This is a genomic window from Pinisolibacter sp. DMC19 (assembly GCF_056313985.1).
The window spans coordinates 270,580-289,457 of record NZ_JBQUZF010000004.1 but is presented as its reverse complement, the minus strand read 5'-3'; the positions used below and the strand labels follow the sequence as shown (position 1 = coordinate 289,457).

At 70.1% G+C, this 18,878-nt stretch carries 16 protein-coding genes and 1 tRNA gene; 9 read left to right on the top strand and 8 right to left on the bottom strand.

Features of this window, described 5'->3' with window-relative positions:
* Window positions 1–193 precede the first annotated feature (193 nt).
* Window positions 194–862, bottom strand: a complete 669-nt coding sequence (chpT, locus tag ACT53U_RS12480; RefSeq protein ID WP_476155528.1) for a histidine phosphotransferase ChpT — start codon at window positions 860–862, stop codon at window positions 194–196.
* A gap of 218 nt (window positions 863–1,080) precedes the next feature.
* Between chpT and ACT53U_RS12475 the strand changes: the two genes are divergently transcribed.
* Window positions 1,081–1,461 (top strand): MAPEG family protein, encoded by a 381-nt coding sequence (locus ACT53U_RS12475; RefSeq protein ID WP_476155526.1) that lies wholly within the window; start codon window positions 1,081–1,083, stop codon window positions 1,459–1,461.
* A 25-nt stretch (window positions 1,462–1,486) separates the two neighbouring features.
* Here the strand turns inward: ACT53U_RS12475 and ACT53U_RS12470 are convergent, their stop codons facing one another.
* From ACT53U_RS12470 to ACT53U_RS12460, 3 genes are all read right to left on the bottom strand, one after another.
* Window positions 1,487–2,875: an aldehyde dehydrogenase family protein gene (locus ACT53U_RS12470; protein ID WP_476155524.1), complete on the bottom strand. Its 1,389-nt coding sequence runs from the start codon at window positions 2,873–2,875 to the stop codon at window positions 1,487–1,489.
* Window positions 2,876–3,015: 140 nt separating this feature from the next.
* Window positions 3,016–4,158 (bottom strand): hypothetical protein, encoded by a 1,143-nt coding sequence (locus ACT53U_RS12465; protein ID WP_476155522.1) that lies wholly within the window; start codon window positions 4,156–4,158, stop codon window positions 3,016–3,018.
* A 91-nt stretch (window positions 4,159–4,249) separates the two neighbouring features.
* A complete protein-coding gene (locus ACT53U_RS12460) occupies window positions 4,250–4,849 on the bottom strand; it encodes a DUF1134 domain-containing protein (protein ID WP_476155521.1) in 600 nt (199 codons plus the stop codon).
* Window positions 4,850–4,961: 112 nt separating this feature from the next.
* Between ACT53U_RS12460 and ACT53U_RS12455 the strand changes: the two genes are divergently transcribed.
* The 7 genes from ACT53U_RS12455 to ACT53U_RS12425 all read left to right on the top strand — a co-directional run bounded on the left by ACT53U_RS12455 (window position 4,962) and on the right by ACT53U_RS12425 (window position 12,009).
* Entirely contained in the window at window positions 4,962–5,630 is a 669-nt protein-coding gene (locus tag ACT53U_RS12455) for a YHS domain-containing (seleno)protein (RefSeq protein ID WP_476155519.1), read from the top strand.
* A gap of 284 nt (window positions 5,631–5,914) precedes the next feature.
* Window positions 5,915–7,513: an ABC transporter substrate-binding protein gene (locus tag ACT53U_RS12450; RefSeq protein WP_476155517.1), complete on the top strand. Its 1,599-nt coding sequence runs from the start codon at window positions 5,915–5,917 to the stop codon at window positions 7,511–7,513.
* Window positions 7,514–7,594: 81 nt separating this feature from the next.
* Complete coding sequence (locus ACT53U_RS12445; RefSeq protein ID WP_476155515.1) at window positions 7,595–8,605, top strand: ABC transporter permease subunit; 1,011 nt, start codon at window positions 7,595–7,597, stop codon at window positions 8,603–8,605.
* A complete protein-coding gene (locus tag ACT53U_RS12440; protein ID WP_476155513.1) occupies window positions 8,595–9,503 on the top strand; it encodes an ABC transporter permease subunit in 909 nt (302 codons plus the stop codon). Before ACT53U_RS12445 ends, ACT53U_RS12440 begins: the two co-directional genes overlap by 11 nt.
* Before the next feature lie 4 nt (window positions 9,504–9,507).
* The gene (locus ACT53U_RS12435; protein WP_476155511.1) at window positions 9,508–10,509 is read left to right on the top strand and encodes an ABC transporter ATP-binding protein; all 1,002 of its coding nucleotides are present in this window, start codon (window positions 9,508–9,510) and stop codon (window positions 10,507–10,509) included.
* Window positions 10,506–11,495 carry an ABC transporter ATP-binding protein gene (locus ACT53U_RS12430; RefSeq protein ID WP_476155509.1) on the top strand — a complete coding sequence of 330 codons (990 nt, stop codon included), beginning with the start codon at window positions 10,506–10,508 and terminating at the stop codon, window positions 11,493–11,495. Before ACT53U_RS12435 ends, ACT53U_RS12430 begins: the two co-directional genes overlap by 4 nt.
* A 4-nt stretch (window positions 11,496–11,499) precedes the next feature.
* Complete coding sequence (locus tag ACT53U_RS12425; RefSeq protein ID WP_476155507.1) at window positions 11,500–12,009, top strand: Lcl C-terminal domain-containing protein; 510 nt, start codon at window positions 11,500–11,502, stop codon at window positions 12,007–12,009.
* Between the two features lie 53 nt (window positions 12,010–12,062).
* On the opposite strand, the gene ACT53U_RS12420 is transcribed toward ACT53U_RS12425, so the two are convergent.
* From ACT53U_RS12420 to ACT53U_RS12405, 4 genes are all read right to left on the bottom strand, one after another.
* Window positions 12,063–12,596: a CC0125/CC1285 family lipoprotein gene (locus tag ACT53U_RS12420; RefSeq protein ID WP_476155506.1), complete on the bottom strand. Its 534-nt coding sequence runs from the start codon at window positions 12,594–12,596 to the stop codon at window positions 12,063–12,065.
* A gap of 180 nt (window positions 12,597–12,776) precedes the next feature.
* A tRNA-His gene (locus ACT53U_RS12415) sits at window positions 12,777–12,853 on the bottom strand.
* A gap of 149 nt (window positions 12,854–13,002) precedes the next feature.
* Complete coding sequence (locus ACT53U_RS12410) at window positions 13,003–13,695, bottom strand: phasin family protein (RefSeq protein WP_476155505.1); 693 nt, start codon at window positions 13,693–13,695, stop codon at window positions 13,003–13,005.
* A gap of 250 nt (window positions 13,696–13,945) precedes the next feature.
* Window positions 13,946–14,329: a phasin family protein gene (locus tag ACT53U_RS12405; RefSeq protein ID WP_476155503.1), complete on the bottom strand. Its 384-nt coding sequence runs from the start codon at window positions 14,327–14,329 to the stop codon at window positions 13,946–13,948.
* 423 nt (window positions 14,330–14,752) lie between these two features.
* Here ACT53U_RS12405 and ACT53U_RS12400 point away from each other — a divergent pair, with 423 nt between their 5' ends.
* Window positions 14,753–18,763 carry an ATP-binding protein gene (locus ACT53U_RS12400; protein ID WP_476155501.1) on the top strand — a complete coding sequence of 1,337 codons (4,011 nt, stop codon included), beginning with the start codon at window positions 14,753–14,755 and terminating at the stop codon, window positions 18,761–18,763.
* The last annotated feature ends 115 nt before the right edge of the window (window positions 18,764–18,878 follow it).

Genomic DNA, 18,878 nt, shown 5'->3' with positions numbered 1-18,878 from the left:
GCACTAACCCGCAGAAAGACCACGGCTGAAAAATATCACTCGCACCGATTGCCGGTGGTAAACAACTCGTCCGGAAATGCCGGCGACGCCTCCGCAAAACAGGCATAAGTCCGCGCTCGAGCCCCGCGCCGAAGACATGGCGCGCGACTTCGAAGAGTTCTGCGACGTCGATCGTCGAAAAGTCGTAGAGAGATCAGACGGCCTCGACGGAAACCTTCGGACGCGCGGTGAAGATCACCGCCTCTTCCGTCTTTTCCACCAAAACAGCCATGCCGGCGGCCTGGGCGAGGAGCCCGGCGTAGATCGGCTGAATCGAATGGGCGTCGGGACCGTGGTCGGTGGCGAGCTTGCCGGCGAGCGCGTCCTCGACATTGGCCGGGATGCGCGAGTTGGTGCCCTTGCAGGTCAGCGTGAAGGTCGGCCGTTCGGCCTCGCCGGTCACCACCACCTCGATCACGCCGCCGCGCGGGATGGCGTGGCCGGAGATCAGGATCAGGTTGAGCAGCAGCTTGACCAGGTTCTTCGGCATCAGCACGCGGGTCGCCGACCAGGTCAGCTCCGCCTTCTCGCCCGCCATGAAGCCCTTGGCCACCGTCTCGGCGTCGCCGAGGTCGATCGAGGCGCCGGCCGAACCGGCGGCACCGAAGGCGAGCCGCGCGAACTGCAGCTTGGCCGAGGCCTGCCGGGCGCTCTTGCGGATCAGCTCCATGGCGAATTCGCGCATGTCGTCGGTCTGGTTCTCTTCGGCGAGAACCTCGAGGCCGTTGTTGATGGCCCCGACCGGCGAGATGATGTCGTGACAGACACGGCTGGCGATCAGCGCGGCGAGATCGAGAGCGGAGATGTCCGACGTGGCGTCCATGGGTGATCGGCTCCGTGGCAGAGATACGGCACGACGCGCGAAACGCCCCGAACGAATCGGCACGACCACGTCACCACGAGCGATACAGGGGCGGCGCCGTCATTTCAAACGCCGGGTGGCATCGAGCCGCCACTTCGGGCCGTCGCGGCGTCGTGACGCCGCCCGCCCGTTCTGCCAAGATCGCGCCGGACCGCGCCCCTCGGCGCGTCGGAGGGTTCATGGGCAGTCTCCCGATCACGACGTTCACCGCCGCGCTCGCGGCTCTCGCGCTGGTGGCGCTCTCGGTGCCGGTGTCGATGCGCCGCTTCGCCGTGCGCCGGCCCTCCGGCGACGGCGGCGACGCCATCCTCGCCCGCCGCATCCGCACGCAGGCGAACTTCATCGAATACGTGCCGATCGCGCTGATCGTGCTGGCACTGGTCGAGGGTGGCGGCTCGCATCGCGCCTGGGCGCTGACGATCGCCGCCCTGCTGATCGTCGGCCGCGCCTTCCACGCCGTCGGCATGCGCGGACCCTCCGTCCGCCTCAAGGCCTTCGGCATGGTGGCGACGTGGTCGTCGCTGGCGGTGGGCGGGATCGCGCTGTTGCTGCGTCTCTGATCCGACGCGCGCGCCCCCGCGCGCGTCACGGCAGGCGATAGTGATGCGACTTCGGCCGCGTCAGTGTCTCGTAGCCGACCGCCGACAGCGCCGCGCCGCGGCCGGTGTCCTTGACGCCGGTCCACACGAGGCCCGGATCGACGTAGTCGCAGCGATTCATGAAGACGGTGCCGGTGTCGAGCTCGGCGTCGATCTCCCGCACGGCCTCGACGTCGCGCGTCCAGATCGAGGCCGTCAGCCCATAGCGGCTGTCGTTCATCAGCCGCACCGCCTCGGCGTCGTCCTTCACCTTCATCAGGCCGACGACGGGGCCGAAGCTCTCCTCGCGCATCACCGTCATGGTGTGGTCGACGCCGGTCAGCACCTGCGGCATGAGGTACGGCGTCCCCGCCTTCGAAGCCGGGAACCGCGCCGGATCGATCACCGCCCGCGCGCCCTTGGCGAGCGCCTCCGCCGTCTGCGCCCGGACCGTCTCGGCGAAGGCCGTGCGCGCCATCGGCCCGATCGTCGTCGTCGGATCGAGCGGGTCGTCGAGCACATAGCCCGAGGTCAGCGCCGCGAAGGCGTCGAGGAAGCGGTCGTGGACCTCCTCGTGGACATAGATGCGCTCGATGCCGCAGCAGCACTGGCCGGAGTTGAAGAAGGCGCCGTCGACCAGGCTCTCGACCGTCGCCTCGAGATCGGCGTCGGGGCGGACATAGGCCGGATCCTTGCCGCCGAGTTCCAGCCCGCAGGTGGTGAAGGTGCCGGCGCAGGCGCGTTCGATGGCGCGGCCCGCCTCGACCGAGCCGGTGAAGGCGACGTGGTTGACGTGGCCACCGGCGATCAGCGCCGTGGTCTGGTCGTGGTCGAGCACCAGATTGCGGAAGAGACCCTTCGGCAGATCGGTGGCGTCGAAGGCCGCCTGGAAGCGCTCGCCGACGCCGAGCGTCTGCGCCGCGTGCTTGAGGATCACCGCGTTGCCGGCGATCAGCGCCGGGGCGATCGAGTTGACCGTGGTGAGATAGGGATAGTTCCACGGCGCCACCGTGAAGACGATGCCGAGCGGCTCGCGGCTGACCCAGCGCTCGAAGCCCGGCCGCGCCGGCGGCACCACCGGCGCCAGCGCCGTCGCGGCGATCGCCGCCATGTGCTCGACCCGCTCGCGCGCCGTCTTCGGCTCGCCGCCGCCGTAGCGCACCGGCCGGCCCATCTGACGCGTCAGATCCTCGCCGAGCGCCGGGCCCATGGCGTCGAGCGCATCGAGGAAACGCACCACGATCGCCGCCCGCTCCGCGACCGGCACGCGCCGCCATTCCCGCTGCGCCGCGCGGGCCTCGGCGATCGCGGTGGCGATCTCGGCCCCCGTCGCCGTCGGGCGACGGATGTATTCCCGCCCGTCCACCGGAGAAATGCAGACGATCTCACGCGCCATGATCAACCCTCGCCTCGACCGATCCCCTCGACCGGCGAAAGAATGTGATCACATTTTTTCAGCATGGAAAAGGCCCCTCACACGGGGCGTATGCCGACGCGTGGGGGCCGCGTGATCACGAAAGCGTGGCGGATGGGGTCTCAGTCGCGCGACTTCGCCGCCTCGCGCTCGTCGGCGATGCGCTGCAGCTCGCGGATGCGCTGGGCGAGGCTCGGCTGGCCGCTCTCGCCGGCCGGCTCGCCGCCGCCGGCCGAGATCCGGTCGATCGACGAGGAGGCGCCTTCGGCGAGCCGCGTCAGATGGACGATGCGGGCGGCGAGATCGGAGAGACTGACGCGCAGATCGGCCCGCGCCTCCTTGGAGGCGTCGGCGCCGAGGCCGGCGAGCTTCTCTTCCAGTTCGTGATTGCGGTTCTCGAGCTGGGTCAGCGAGCGCAGCAGATTGTCGCCCGCCGCCGCCGTGCCGTCGCCGGCCCCGCCCATCGCCGCGGCGCGGGCATTGGCGAGGACGAGGGCCTGACGGGCGCGTTCGAGTTCGCGGCCGACCCGGTCGATCCGCTCCTCGCGATCGGCGACGTCCTCGACCAGCCGGGTGATCCGCTTGTCGAGCCGGTCGGCGCGGTCGCGCTCCTGCCCGACCGCCGCCAGCGACAGACGGTGCGCCGTCTCCTCGGCCTCGAGCCTGGTCCTGGCCTCGGCCAGTTCGAGCCGCGTCTTGCGCAGCGTTTCCTCGAGCCCGACGATGTCGGCGCGGCGGAAGGCGAGTTCCTCGGCCGCCTTGGCCGTCGCCTCGGCATGGGCCACCGCCGTCTTGGCGATGTCGGCCTCGCGCACCGCGGCGGCCTGATCGAGCACCCGGCCGCGTTCCAAGGCCCCCTCGAGGGCGCTCGACAGTTCGGCGATCCTGGCGTCGCGCGCCGCGATCGTCGCCGCCTGCTCGGCCTCGCGCGCCTCGCCGGCGATCCGGGCGTCGCGCTCGGCGAGATGTTGCACGCGGACCTCGTCGAGCTCCTGCCGCGCGCGCCCGACCGACAGCCGGGCATCGGCGTTCTGGCGGCGCATGTCGGCGACGGCGAGTTCCATCGTCCGCCGGTCGCGGGCGTGGCGCGCGCGCATCATGTCGGTCTCGGCGAGAACGTCGGCGACGCCGGAGGGCACCGAGGCGGAGACGCGGCGCGTCGTCAGACGCACGGCGCGGCGCCACACCGCCCCCATCAACAGGAGCGCGACGATGCCGGCCGACAGGAAGCCGAGAGCGAACCACATCGCCCATTCGATCGTCATGCGCTTCCTTTCGGATCGGTCGCTCGCCCGTGGGCGCGTCAGTGAGGCCGGCGAAACGCCCCTTGCGGGGCGTCCGCGTGCCCGAGGCCGGTCAGAAGGGGTTCCAGGTCGGCTTGGGCGTGAACTTCAGATACCCGATGTTGACGCCGAGGCGAAGCCCCACGCCGGAACGAACCGGCACGACGTAGATCCGGTCGGCGACCAGAGCCGTCATGCCGAAGCCGCCGATGAAATAGGCCGAGCCGTCGACACCGGCGAAACGCTGCCACAGCGCCTGGGTGGCCGGCAGGTTGTAGACCAGCATCATCGTGCGGGCGCCGTCGCCGCCGAAGTCCCAGCCGATCGACGGACCCTGCCAGTAGACCTTGGTCTTGCCGCGGTCGCGGGTGTTGAGCATGCCCTCGCCGTAGCGCAGGCCGCCGACGATGGCGCCGCCGCCTTCTTCACCGAGGATGTAGCCGTTGGGCTGGCCGTAACGCGAGACGGCCTCTTCGATCACCGTGGCGAGGCCGCCGGAGACGGTGCCGAAGAACTTGTGGCCGGTCTTGACCAGTTCGTCGGTGGAATAGGTTCCACCGCGATCCTGGGCGAGGACCGGCGACGTCCCGCCGACGAGCACCGCGAAGACCGCGGCGAGAAGGAGACCCAGCATCGGGGTCCCGAGGAATTTCGTCACGTCGCGCTTGCGCATGCGTCCCCATCCCAGCTTTCTTGACCTACCGGGGCGAACCGGCGATTCGCCCCGTCGCGCAGATCTGCGTCTCGGGTGAGACGCGCCTCGAATACGCGAGGTCGAATCGTACATGCACGAGTTTAGCGGAATTCGGGCAAGGACGGGGCGATGCCGGTTTTTCGCGCGGCGACGCGACGACGCGGCCGCGGGGGCGCTCGCCCCCGTCGGCCTTCTCGCCCTCGCCCTCCTCCTCGCCGCCGCGCCCGCGAGCGCCAACAGCAGCAGTCACGAGGCCGCGCCGAAGCCCGCGCCGGCCGCCGCAGAACAGCCCGCGCCCCCTCCCCCGCCGCGCCCGCCGCCGCCGCCGCCGAAGCTCGACGGTCCGATCGCCAAGGCGTCGCCGACCCCGGTCGTCCGCTTCCTCGCCGACCACACGACCGGCCGCGCGCTCGGCGGCATCGATCCGGTCGGCTACTTCATGTGGAACGAGGCCCGCATGGGCGACGAGGCGCTGCAGGTCGACTGGGCCGGCGTCACCTGGCTCTTCGTCGACGAGGGCACCCGCGCCGCCTTCCTCGGCGCCCCCAAGACCTATGCGCCGATGTTCGGCGGCCGCTGCGCCTTCGCCGTCTCGCAAGGGCGGCCGGCGGAAGGATCGCCGCGTCACTTCGTCATCCACGACGGCCGGCTGCTGCTCTTCGCCGATCCGGCTTCGCGCGCCGCCTTCCTGCTCGATCCCGACCGGCTCCTCGCCGAAGCCGAACGACGGTGGCCGGCCATTCTCACCGACCTGCCCTGAGGAGCGCACCCGGCGGGCACCGCCCGGCTCCACAGTGATCTCCGCCTTTCCCCATTGCGCAACGCCGCGCATTGGGATTTGATCGCCGACACGGGAGACCGGGTCGTTCGCGATCGGGTGGATTTTCGAGCAAATGCTCCCCTTCCAGGCCTCGACCGGAATGCCGGAATCGGCATCCGCTTCGGGCGGGGAAGGTTTTTCCCGGTCGGGATGTCCACCGACCGGTCTCCTCGCAACCGTTCGACCCCGGCAAGAGACCGGGGCCACGCGAAGGAGCCTCCTCGATGAAACGGACTCTCTTCACCGGCGTCGCCACGCTCGCCGTCATGATCGCTCTCGGCGCGACCGCCGCGTCCGCCAAGACGCTGGTCTACTGCTCGGAAGGAAGCCCCGAGAACTTCACCCCGGCGCTGAACACCACCGGCACCTCGTTCGACGCCGCCCGTCCGGTCTTCAACCAGCTCGTCGAGTTCGAGCGCGGGTCGACCAACGTGGTTCCCGGCCTCGCCGAGAAGTGGGACATCTCCGAAGACGGCCTGACCGTCACCTTCCATCTGCGCAAGGGCGTGAAGTTCCATTCCGGCGTCAACGGCTTCAAGCCGACCCGCGACTTCAACGCCGACGACGTGCTGTTCTCGTTCAACCGCCAGTGGAAGGATGATCACCCCTACCACAAGGTCTCCGGCGGCGCCTACGACTACTTCTCCGACATGGACATGCCGAAGCTGCTGAAGTCCGTCGAGAAGGTCGACGACTACACCGTCAAGATGGTGATGACCGAGCCGAACGTGACGATCATCGCGAACCTAGCGATGGACTTCATGACCATCCAGTCGGCCGAATACGCCGACTACCTGCTCAAGAAGGGCACGCCCGAGCAGTTCGACCAGATTCCGGTCGGCACCGGTCCCTTCTCCTTCGTCGCCTACCAGAAGGACGCGGTGATCCGCTTCAAGGCCTTCCCGGCCTATTGGGGCGGCAAGTCGAAGTTCGACGATCTGGTCTACGCCATCACCGGCGACGCCACCTCGCGCTACGCCAAGCTGAAGAAGGGCGAATGCCAGGTGATGTTCGGCCCGAACCCGGCCGACCTCGAGGCGATCGGCAAGGACCCGACGCTGAAGCTGATGAGCCAGCCCGGCCTCAACATCGCCTACTGGGCCTTCAACCTCGAGAAGCCGCCGTTCGACAAGAAGGAGGTCCGTCAGGCCTTCGCCATGGCGATCGACAAGAACGCGATCATCAAGGACGTCTACCAGGGCGCCGGCCAGGCCGCGAAGAACCTGATCCCGCCGACCATCTGGTCCTACAACGACAAGGTCGTCGACTACGCCTACGATCCCGCCAAGGCCAAGAAGATGCTCGAGGACGCCGGCGTGAAGCTGCCGCTCGAGATCGACCTCTGGTACATGCCCAAGCAGCGCCCCTACAACCCGAACGGCAAGCGCATCGGCGAGATGATGCAGGCCGATCTGGCCAAGGTCGGCGTCAATGCCAAGCTCGTCACCTACGAGTGGGGCGAGTATCGCAAGCGTCTGCAGCAGGGCGAGCACATGACCGGCCAGCTCGGCTGGACCGGCGACAACGGCGACCCGGACAACTTCTTCTTCCTGCTCGGCTGCGCCGCGGCGCGTCCCGGCGGTCAGAACCTGTCCAAGTGGTGCAACAAGGACTTCGACGACCGTCTGAACGCGGCCAAGAAGCTCACCGACAAGGCCGCCCGCACCAAGCTCTACGAAGAGATGCAGCAGATCGCCCACGACGACATGCCGTCCTACAACATCGCCCATTCGGTGGTGTTCGAGGCGACGACCAAGAACGTGATCGACTACAAGATCTCGCCGTTCGGCCGTCACGAGTTCTACGGCGTCGGCCTCGAGTGATCGATCGACATTGCGCGCGGCCCCCGGCGAAGAGACCTTCACCGGGGGCCGCCCGTCGTTCCCGGGAGGAGCATCTACGACATGTTTTCGTTCGTCCTGCGCCGCATGGCGCTGACGGTTCCGACCCTGTTCGCGCTGAGTTTCCTGACCTTCGTCGCCATCCGGCTGGTGCCGGGCGATCCGATCGAGGTCAGGCGCGGCGAACGCGGCATCTCGCCCGAACGTCTCGAGTTCTTCCGCCACGAGCTGGGCCTCGACCAGCCGGTGTGGAAGCAGTTCCTCGACTACGTCTGGAACCTGCTGCACGGTGACTTCGGCACCTCGATCATCAGCCAGGAATCGGTGCTGAAGGAGTTCCTGACGCTGTTCCCGGCGACCATCGAGCTGTCGATCTTCGCCATGGCCTTCGCCGTCCTGCTCGGCGTGCCCTTCGGCGTTCTGGCTGCCCTGAAGCGCGGCTCCTCCGTCGACCACGGCCTGATGGGCGTCGCGCTCTTCGGCTATTCGATGCCGGTCTTCTGGTGGGGTCTGCTGCTCGTCCTGTTCTTCTCGGTGACGCTCGACCTGACGCCGGTCTCCGGCCGCATCGATCTCGTCTACTATTTCGAGCCGATCACCGGCTTCATGACGATCGACAGTCTGCTCTCCGACCAGGAGGGAGCCTTCTCGTCGGCGCTGTCGCACCTGATCCTTCCGGCGATCGTGCTCGGGACCATCCCGCTCGCGGCGATCGCCCGCATGACGCGGTCCTCGATGCTCGAGGTGCTGGAGGAGGACTATGTCCGCACCGCCCGCGCCAAGGGCCTCTCGCCCTTCCGCGTCGTCGGTCTCCATGCGCTGCGCAACGCACTGATCCCAGTCGTCACCACCATCGGCCTGCAGGGCGGCACCATGCTCGCCGGCGCCGTGCTGACCGAGACGATCTTCGCCTGGCCGGGCGTCGGCAAGTGGCTGATCGAGTCGATCTTCCGCCGCGACTATCCGGCGCTGCAGGGCGGCGTTCTCCTGATTTCCACCCTTCTCGTGCTCGTGAACATGTCCGTCGACATCCTCAACGCCGTGATCAACCCGCGGATCCGCCATGGCCGATGACGCTCTCGCCCTCGACCCGCGCGCCGGGATCGCGCCGCCCTCGCCCACCCGTGCGCTGTGGAACGACTTCGCCGTCAACCGCGGCGCCGTCATCGGCCTCGCGGTGCTGGTGACGATCCTGCTGATCGCCGCCTTCGCCGATCTGATCGCCCTCCACGATCCGATGGAACAGTACCGCCAGCACGTGCTCCAGCCCCCGGTCTGGGCCGACGGCGGTTCGTGGGCCTTCCCCCTCGGCACCGACGACGTCGGTCGCGATCTGATGGCCCGCATCGTCCACGGCTCGCGCTATTCGCTGTTCATCGGCTTCTCGGTGGTGGCGGTCTCGCTCGCCGTCGGCGTCTGCCTCGGCCTCGCCGCCGCCTTCATGGGCGGCCTCGTCGACACCGCCATCTCGCGCATCATGGACCTGATCATGTCGGTGCCGAGCCTGGTGCTCGCCATCGTCGTCATCGCGGTCATCGGCCCGTCGCTCGCCAACACCATCGTCGCGGTGACCGTCGTCTACATGCCGCGCTACGTCCGCATCGTGCGCTCGACCGCCATGGGCGAACTCGCCCGCGACTACGTCACGGCGAGCCGCGCCGCCGGCTCCGGCCCGTTCCGTCTCGCCTTCGTGACGGTGCTGCCGAACTGTCTGGCGCCGCTGATCGTCCAGGCCGCCCTCGGCATCTCCGACGCCATCCTCGAGGCGGCCGCCCTCGGCTTCCTCGGCCTCGGCGCCCAGCCGCCGACGCCGGAATGGGGTGCCATGCTCTCCTCGGCGCGCGAGTTCATCCAGCGCGCGCCCCATGTCGTCACCCTGCCGGGCCTCGCCATCCTGATCACCGTCGTCTCCATCAACCTGATGGGCGACGGTCTGCGCGACGCGCTCGATCCCAAGCTGAAGCGGAGCTGAGCGCATGGCCCTGCTCGAGATCGAAAACCTGTCGGTCGACTTCGAAACCCGCGCCGGCGGCCTCTTCCGCGCCGTCGACGGCGTGTCCCTGAAGGTCGACCCGCGCGAGATCGTGTCGATCGTCGGCGAGAGTGGTTCCGGCAAGTCCGTCGCCATGCTCGCCGTCATGGGCCTCCTGCCCAAGACCGCCCGCGTCACCGCCGACCGCCTCGCCTTCGAAGGCATCGACCTCCTCGCCGCCTCCCGCGCCGTCCGGCGCCGGATCGTCGGCAAGGACATCGCGATGATCTTCCAGGAGCCGATGTCGTCGCTGAACCCCTGCTTCACCGTCGGCTTCCAGATCGGCGAGGCGCTCGCCACCCATCTCGGCCTCGGCCGGGCGGCGCGCCGCGCCCGCACGATCGAACTCCTGGAACAGGTCGGCATCCCCTCGCCGGAGAGCCGCCTCACCGCCTTCCCGCACCAGCTCTCCGGCGGCATGAGCCAGCGCGTGATGATCGCCATGGCGATCTCCTGCTCGCCCAAGCTCCTCATCGCCGACGAGCCCTCGACCGCCCTCGACGTGACCATCCAGGCGCAGATCCTCGACCTCCTCGTCCGCCTGCGCGACGAGAAGGACATGGCGCTGGTCCTGATCACCCACGACATGGGCGTCGTCGCCGAGACCGCCGAACGCGTCGTCGTGCAATATGCCGGCAACCAGGTCGAGGCGGCGCTGACGGAAGAGCTCTTCCGCGATCCCCACCATCCCTATACCGCCGCCCTCCTCGCCGCTCTGCCCGAGCGCGCGACGGAGAAGCGCCTGCCGGCGATCCCCGGCATGGTGCCCGGTCAGTGGGACCGTCTCGCCGGTTGCCGCTTCGCCCCGCGCTGCGGCGTGGCGACGCCGCTCTGCTCGACGCGGCCGCCGGTGCCTGCCGCCGACGCGCTCGGCCGCGCGCTCTGCCACACGCCGCTGGTCGACGGCCGGCCCACCCCCGCGACCGTCGAAGGAGTGCCGGCATGACCGCGTCCGCCGCCCGCACCGAGGCGCAGCACGCGCCGATCCTCGAAGCCCAGGATCTCGTAAAGACCTACGAGGTCGGCCGCGGTTTCTTCGCCGCCCCCGGCGTCGTCCACGCCGTCAACGGCATCTCGCTGTCGCTCGACCGGCGCCGCACCCTCGCGGTCGTCGGCGAATCCGGTTCCGGCAAGTCGACGCTCGGCCGCATGCTGGCCCTGATCGAACCGCCGACCGACGGCCATCTGGCGATCGACGGCCACGACGTCACCGGCGTCTCGGGCTCGCGCCTCAAGGGTCTGCGCCGTTCGGTGCAGATGGTGTTCCAGAACCCCTACGGCTCGCTCAACCCACGCCGCACCATCCGCGCCACGCTCGAGGAGCCGCTGCTCGTCAACACCGACATGCCGGCCGACGAGCGCCACGCCCAGGCCCTCGACATGCTGTCGCGGGTCGGCCTCCGCCCCGAACACGCCGAGCGCTATCCGCACATGTTCTCCGGCGGCCAGCGCCAGCGCATCGCCATCGCGCGCGCGCTGATGCTGAAGCCGAGCGTCATCGTGCTCGACGAGCCGGTCTCCGCCCTCGACGTCTCGGTCCGGGCGCAGGTGCTGAACCTCCTGGCCGATCTCCAGCAGGAGTTCGACCTCGCCTATGTCTTCGTCAGCCATGATCTGTCGGTGGTGCGCCACATCGCCGACGACGTCATGGTGATGTATCTCGGCGGCGTGGTGGAACAGGCCTCGAAGGACGAGATCTTCGCCGATCCGCGCCACCCCTACACCAAGGCGCTGCTGTCGGCGACGCCGGTCGCCGACCCCGGCCGCCGGCGCGATCGCATCGTGCTGCAGGGCGAGCTGCCCTCGCCCTTCGCCCCGCCGCCCGGCTGCGTCTTCAACCCGCGCTGCCCGGTCGTCACCGACCGCTGCCGCGTCGACAAGCCGGCGCTCCTCGGCGACGGACACCGCGTCGCCTGCCTGCTGGAAGAGTGAGCCGATGAGCCTTGCCGCTCGCCTCGCTTCGATCGCGGTCGCTGCCGCCCTCGCCGGCGGGACCGGCGGCGCCTTCGCCGCCTGCGCGACCCCGCCCGACCGGTTCGAGGCCGACGGGACGAGCGTCGTCGATCGTGAGACCGGTCTCGTCTGGCAGCGCTGCAGCCTCGGCCTTGCACCGCAGGGCGCCGCCTGCACCGGCGAGATCGGCCGCCTCACCCTTGCGGAAGCGAACGATGCAGCGACGCGGGCCGGCGACGGCTGGCGGCTGCCGACCGCCGACGAGATGATGAGCCTGCTCGATCCCGGCTGTGGCAGCCCGGCGATCGACGCCCGCGTCTTCCCCGACGTGCCGATCGACCCGTCGGGCGAAGGCAGCCTCTACTGGACCTCGACCGAGGCCGGTTTCGAAGAGATGCGCATCACCGTCGACTTCCGGCACGCCTTCCCCGACATGCATTCGCCGGGGCTCTCCTACCATGTGCGTCTGGTGAAGGACGGCCCGCGGGGGTGAAGGACGCGCCAGACGCCGAGAGCCCGCGGCAGATCGGCCTTGCGTCCGAAGCCCTACGTCCCCGCTGGCGCACCGCCCTCCGGCGGCGGAGGCGGAGCGCCCTGCGGCCGCTTCAGCCGCGGCCCGATGTTCTCCGCCAGTTGCCGCGCGTCGAGCGCCTTGGCCTTGTCGTCGGCGCTGGCGTCGGACTTCAAGAGGCGGATCATCACGTCCTCGCCCGACAACCCGTCGATCGAATGGCGATTGGCCCCTGTCATGTCGGACATCAGCCGCCCGCCGTCGGCGCCCGCGGCGCCGCCGAAGGCATAGAGCCCGGTCTGGCGGCCGTTGCGCGCGGTGCCGACCTCCGACAGGCCGATGATGACGAAATGCGTCCGCCCCGCCGCCAGCGTCGTCTCGGCCGCCTTGAGCAGCACGAAGTCCTGGATGCGGGTCGGCTCGGTCAGCGCATTGCCGCGCGCCGAGACGCGATAGACGTCCTCGGTCATCTTGGCCGCGGTGACGCCGCCGCCGGCGCTCAGTTCCTGATAACGCGAGGCGCAGCCGCCGAGAGCGAGGATCACAAGAGGAACGACCAGAAGACGCATGGCACACCCCGCAAGCCGGAAGAGACACGCCAGAGTGGCGTGATGCGTCCGAAAACGCGAGTGAATACGTCTCTACACGCCGGCGACGGATCGTCTCGGCGGCGGCACCCACGAAGAGGCTTGCGCCGAAACGACGAAGGCCGCCCCGAGGGGCGGCCTTTCGTGCGGTGTCTTGCGAGATGGTACAGCTGGGTGGACTCGAACCACCGACCTTCGGAGCCACAATCCGACGCTCTAACCAACTGAGCTACAGCTGCATGTCTCGCGACGGGCTCCTAATAGGGGCTGACGCCGCGCTTGGCAAGTCCCGTTCGTGATCGTCCACACCCCGACGTGCGGGAGGGCGGATACGAAAGCGCCGCCGAGACGGCGGCGCATCGCATCGATCGGCGGAAAGGCGCCGAATTCACTTCTTCTCGACGGCGTCGATGGCCTTGCCGACCACGTCGCGGGCGGCCTTGGAGGCCTCGCCGGCGACTTCCAGAGCCAGCGCCTGGATCTCCTTGGCCTGGGCGCTCAGCGTCTCGTACTGGCGGCGCAGGAAGGCCGTCTGCAGCTCGACCACCTCGGCCACCGTCTTCACGCCGATCAGGTCCTTGGCATGGCCGAGCGTCGCGTCGGTGTTGGTCTTGGCGTGGTCGATGCCCTTGCCGTTGAGCTCGACGATGCCGGCGCGGGTCGCTTCCCAGGCGTCCTCGAAGGCGTCGGTCGCCTCCTCGGTCAGGGTCTTCAGCGTCTCGTAGTTGGTGCGCGCCTGCGCGATCGCCTTGTCGGCCGCCTCGCGCAACGCCGCCGGAACCTCGATCTGGCCGAAGGCGGCGGTGTCGAACTTCGGCAGTTCGAACTTGGGCAGCTCGAAGGCCGGGAAGACCGGCGCCGCAGGAGCGGCCTTCGGCGCAGCGGCAGCCTTCGGCGCCGGAGCGGCCTCGACCTTCGGCGCGGGCGCGGCGGCGACCGCCGGAGCGGGAGCGGCGACCGGCGTCGCCTTCGGCGCGGCGGGGGCAGGCGCGGCGACGACGGCGGGTGCGGCAGCGGCGGCAGCCTTCGGGGCCGGGGTCTTGGTCACGCGCTTCGCCGGGGTCTTCGGCTCGGTGGTCATGTCGATGATCTCCTCGAAATCGGTTCGCCCCGCCATTGTCGGGCACCCTCGCGGGCCGGCGGCGGACCTGCCGCGCCGGTCTCGGCGGCGGCGACGAACACGTGTCACATGTAGCTCTGATTGTGCTGCAATGCAACATTATATTGCATCGCAATAATCCGGATGGCGCGCGTGGCGGCGAAACGAAAACGGGCGAGACACGTCCGTGCCCCGCCCGCGCATTCGATCCGACCGCGAGGCGGTCGTCGGATCAGCCCTTGGTGACCTTCTCGGTGATCGCCGAGACGGTCTTGGCGGCGGCGTCGCCGATCTGGCGGACCTGCTCGCCGAACGAGGCGGCCTGGGCCTTCAGGTAGTCGCCCTGCAGAGCGAGGACTTCCTGGGCGTCCTTGGCCTTGACCAGCTTCTGGGCGTGAGCGAAGGCGTTGGCGAGGTTCTCCTCCGCCAGCGCGAGGACCTTCTTGTTGAGGTCCAGGGCGCCCGACTGCACTTCCGCGGACGAGGTCTCGACCTTGTCGACGGCCTTGTGGGTGGCGGCGATGAAGTCGTCGACGGCCTTCTTGGCCTGCTCGACCGACTTCTCGGCGAAGGTACGGATCTGCTCGGGGATCTCGAAGGTCTTTTCGGCGGCCATGGGTCTCTCCTTGGAGCCGGCTAGCATCGCCGGCATCGACTGTGCTCGCGTCGCGAGCCGAACAAGGTCCACGCGGGCCTCCCGCGCGGGTCGCCGGAGGCGTTCCTCGGCGACGGTTCTGGTGTACGCCCTTTTCTGCTGCACTGCAACATAAATCTCGCAACGCACTATAACCCTGCGTCACTCCGAGATTAACCCTGCCCCGCGAAGAACGGGGTCGAAGCGGTCGGGCGAGTTGGACCCACCGCTGGTTTCGTCTATATTAACGAGAGGTTAACAGCGTGATGACGATCCCGTGGTCGTCGTCGACAGTCTTCGCCCTTAGCCCTGCGGTCGATGCGCACACCGAAACGTGCGCCGGTCGGTAGAGGGCGACGCGAAGACGTCGCGACCTCGGGAGAGAGAATGCGGACGATGAAGACGATGGTCGATGACTACGCTGCGATCTGGCCGATCGTCGCCCTCGACGGGGTGGGCGACCTGATCGGCGACGCGCGCCCCGGCTTCGTCGCCGTCGAGAGCGGTCATCGCCTCGCCTTCGCCAATGCCGCCGCCGGCCCGCTCGTCGCCGAGACCCCGTGGGGAGCACCGCTCGCCCTCGAGCCGCGGCTCACCGGCCGCATCACCCGTTTCGCCGCCCGCGCCGCGCCCGGCGAGGAGACGCGCGAGCTGCTGCGCTTCGCCGAAGACGGCCGCCCGACCCTGCGCAACGTCGTCCTCCGCCGTCCGATCGATTCCGACGACGCCGTGATCGTCCGCGTCGAGGGCTTCCGCGCCGCCCCCGAGACGGCCGGGCCCCAAGCGAGCCTCGCGCCCTTCGTCGCCGATGGCGGCCTGGTCGCGCTGTTCGACGGCGAGGGCGAGATCGTCGCCGTCGCCGGCGACGTCGACCTCGCCGAAGGCCTCGAGGACGAGATCGCCGCCGTCCTCGACGAAGCCGACGAGATCGCGGTCGTCGAGCGCGTCGTGACGCGCGGCGCCACCCGCCATCCCCTCGCCCTCGTCCGCCTCGGCGACCACGCCGACGCCCGCCGCCTGCTGCATCTCGGTCCGGCGATGGACGCCGCCCCGGCCGATGCGCCCGCGCCCACCGAGACGCCGATCGCTCCGGCCGCCGACGCTGCCGAGCAGGCGCCTGCGGACCACGAGCCGAGCGAGGCCGTCGCCGCGTCCGATGCCGTCGAAGCCGCACCGGCTCTCCCGGCCGCGCCCGCCGAGCCCGAAGTGGTCGCCGTCGCCGACGCCCCGGTTTCGCTCGAGCCGGAAGATCTCTTCGAGACGTCGTTCGAAGAGATCGCCCATCTCCTGCCGCCGCCGCCGGTCACCACCGCCGAGGCCGCGCCCGTCGTCGCGACGCCGGTTGCCGAGACCGTCGCCGACGAGGATCGTTTCGTCGCCGCGCCGCCGCTCGCCGTCGACCTCTTCTCGGATTTCGACGCCCCCGACGCCGAGCTCGACGCCGCCTGGGCCGATCGACCGGTCGCCGTGACGGCGCCGGAAGCGCCCACGGTCGACACCGCCGCCGAGACGCCCGTTCCCGTCGAGCTTCCGGTCGCTCCCGCCCCGTCGACGATCGAGGCCGAGGAAACCGAATCCCTGGCCGAAACCCCGGCACTCGCCGCCGAAGAGCCGGCGGCGCCGCTGGTCGGCGGTCGCCCGATCTCCGACGCCGCGCTCGAAGAGGTGCTGCCCGAGCCGAAGAGCGCCCTCGTCGCCCCGACCGTCGAGGCGGTCGAGGAGCCTGCGACGATCGAGACCACGGCCCTCGTCGCCCCGACCGACATCGCCCTCGCGCCCGCCGCCGAGGAAGCCGTCGAAGCGATCGACGCCGCCGATGCCGAAGAACCCGCGACCGGCTTCGCCTTCGCGCCGCTCGAACGCTCGGTGAAGTTCGTCTGGCAGATGGACGCCGACCACCGCTTCACCATGGTCTCCGACGAGCTCGCCGGCGCCGTCGGCCCCGCCGCCGCCGATCTGGTCGGCCGGCGCTGGGACGAGGTCGCCGCCCGTCTCGACCTCGACCGCGACGGCACCATCGCCGGAGCGCTCGCCCGCCGCGACACCTGGAGCGGCCGGACGCTTCTCTGGCCGATCGAGGGCGAGGCGCTGCGCCTGCCGGTCGATCTCGCCGCCCTGCCCGCCTTCGGCCGCGGCCGCACCTTCGCCGGCTTCCGCGGCTTCGGCACCGTCCGCGCCGAGGCGCCGGTTCCCGATCCGCACGCCGTCGGCCTGCGCCTCGCCACCGAGGAAGCCTCCGCGCCCGCGCCGCTCGCCGCCGAGGTCGCGGCGATCGAGGCCGCGCCGGTGGCCGAGACCGCCGTCACGCCCTCCGTGGCCGAAGCCGAGATTGCGGTGATCGAGCCGCCGACCTTCCCGGACGATTGCGAGAGTGCCGATCTTTCGCCCGATCACCCGATCGACGCCGCCTTCGCCGGCGACATCGGCGACGATCCGGTCTTCCATCTCCACGACGCCCCGACCCATGCGCCCGAGACGCCGGTCGCCGACGAAGCGCCCGAGGCCCCCGCGGCCGAGGCCCTGCCGGCGACGACCGCCGAGACGCCTGCGCCGGAGGCCCCGGCCGCGCTGCTCGCGGAAGCCCCTCCCGCCGAGGACGTCGAGACCGCTCACCCCACGCCCGAGCAGACCCCGGCCGAGACCGTCGCCCCGCTCGCCGCCGAAGCCGCGGCCGTCGCCGCCCGCGTCGTCTCGCTCGACGGCACGCCGCATGCGACCGCCGATCATCCGCGCCTGTCGGTGCCGGAACGCAACGCCTTCCGCCAGATCGCCGAGGCGCTCGGCGCGCGCATCGAGGGCGAGGCCGTCGGCCCTGCCGCCGACGACGGCGCCCCGCCGATCCCGCCGCCGCCCCTGACGCCCGCGACCGTCGTGCCGCCGCGCCGCCGTCTCAACGAGGCGACCGGCACCTCGATCGACGCCCGTCTGCTCGACCGCCTGCCCGTCGCCGTCGCCCTGCTGCGCGACGACCGGGTGCTGCATGCCAACGAGCGCTTCCTGTCGCTGCTGCGCTTCCCCGACCTCGCGACCTTCCAGGCCGCCGGCGGCGTCGATGCGCTCTTCGCCGGTCCCCACGTCGCCCGCCGCTTCGAGAGCGAGGCCGGCCGGGTCGTGCCGCTGATCGCCCACGACGGCACCATCGTGCCCTGCGACGTCGAGATCGGCACCGTGCCGGTCGAGGGTGGCAGTGCGCTGATGCTGACGCTGCTCGAACGCGACCTGTCCGCACCCGCCCCGCTCGCCGCCATCGCCACGGCCCCCACCGGCTCGGTGCCGGAGGCGATCTCCGCCGCCGACCGCGAACGCATCGCCGAGCTGCAGGCGATCGTCGACACCGCCACCGACGGCGTGCTGATGCTCGACGGCTCCGGCCTCGTGCTCTCCGCCAACACCGCCGCCGAGGCGCTGTTCGGCGCCGAACGCCGCGCCATGATCGGCCGCCCGCTGACCGAACGCCTCGCCCCGGAGAGCCATCGCTCGGCGATGGACTATCTCGACGGCCTCGCCTCGAACGGCGTCGCCTCGGTGCTGAACGACGGCCGCGAGGTGATCGGCCGGGTCGCCCCCGAAGGGCTGATCCCGCTCTTCATGACGATCGGCCGCGTCTCCACCGGCCCGATCGCCAAGTACTGCGCCGTGCTGCGCGACATCACCCAGTGGAAGAAGTCGGAAGAGGAACTGACCGCCGCCCGCCGCCGCGCCGAGGAGGCGTCGATCCACAAGTCCGACTTCCTCGCCAAGATCAGCCACGAGATCCGCACGCCGCTCAACGCCATCATCGGCTTCTCCGAGCTGATGATGGACGAGCGTTTCGGCCCGATCGGCAATGAGCGTTACAAGGACTACCTGCGCGACATCCACGTCTCCGGCAGCCACGTCATGAGCCTGGTCAACGACCTGCTCGACCTCTCCAAGGTCGAGGCCGGCAAGATGGACCTGCGCTTCGAGGCGGTGTCGCTCGCCGACGTGGTGGGCGAGAGCGTCGCCATGATGCAGCCGCAGGCCAACCGCGAGCGCATCATCATCCGCTCGTCGCTGCCCGCCGGCGTGCCCGCCGTCGTCGCCGATCCGCGCTCGATCCGTCAGGTGGTGCTGAACCTCCTGTCCAACGCCGTGAAGTTCACGCCCGCCGGCGGTCAGGTGATCGTCTCGACCGCGCTCGAGGACAACGGCGAGGTCATCCTGCGCGTCCGCGACACCGGCTACGGCATGAGCGAGAAGGAACTGGAGACGGCGCTCGAGCCGTTCCGCCAGCTCCACACCACCCGCTCGCGCTCCGGCGGCACCGGCCTCGGCCTGCCGCTGACCAAGGCGCTGGCGGAGGCGAACCGCGCCGTGTTCCGCATCGACTCGACGGTCGGTCAGGGCACGCTGGTGTCGATCACCTTCCCCGTCACCCGGGTTCTGGCGAGCTGAGCCCGACGACGTCTTTCGCGGGGACGAGCGGAACGATTTTCCGCATTTCCCCGCGATCGATCGTCCGGAAGAGCGAAATTTTCCACGGCCCCGGTCTAGAGTGGCCGTCGGCGGC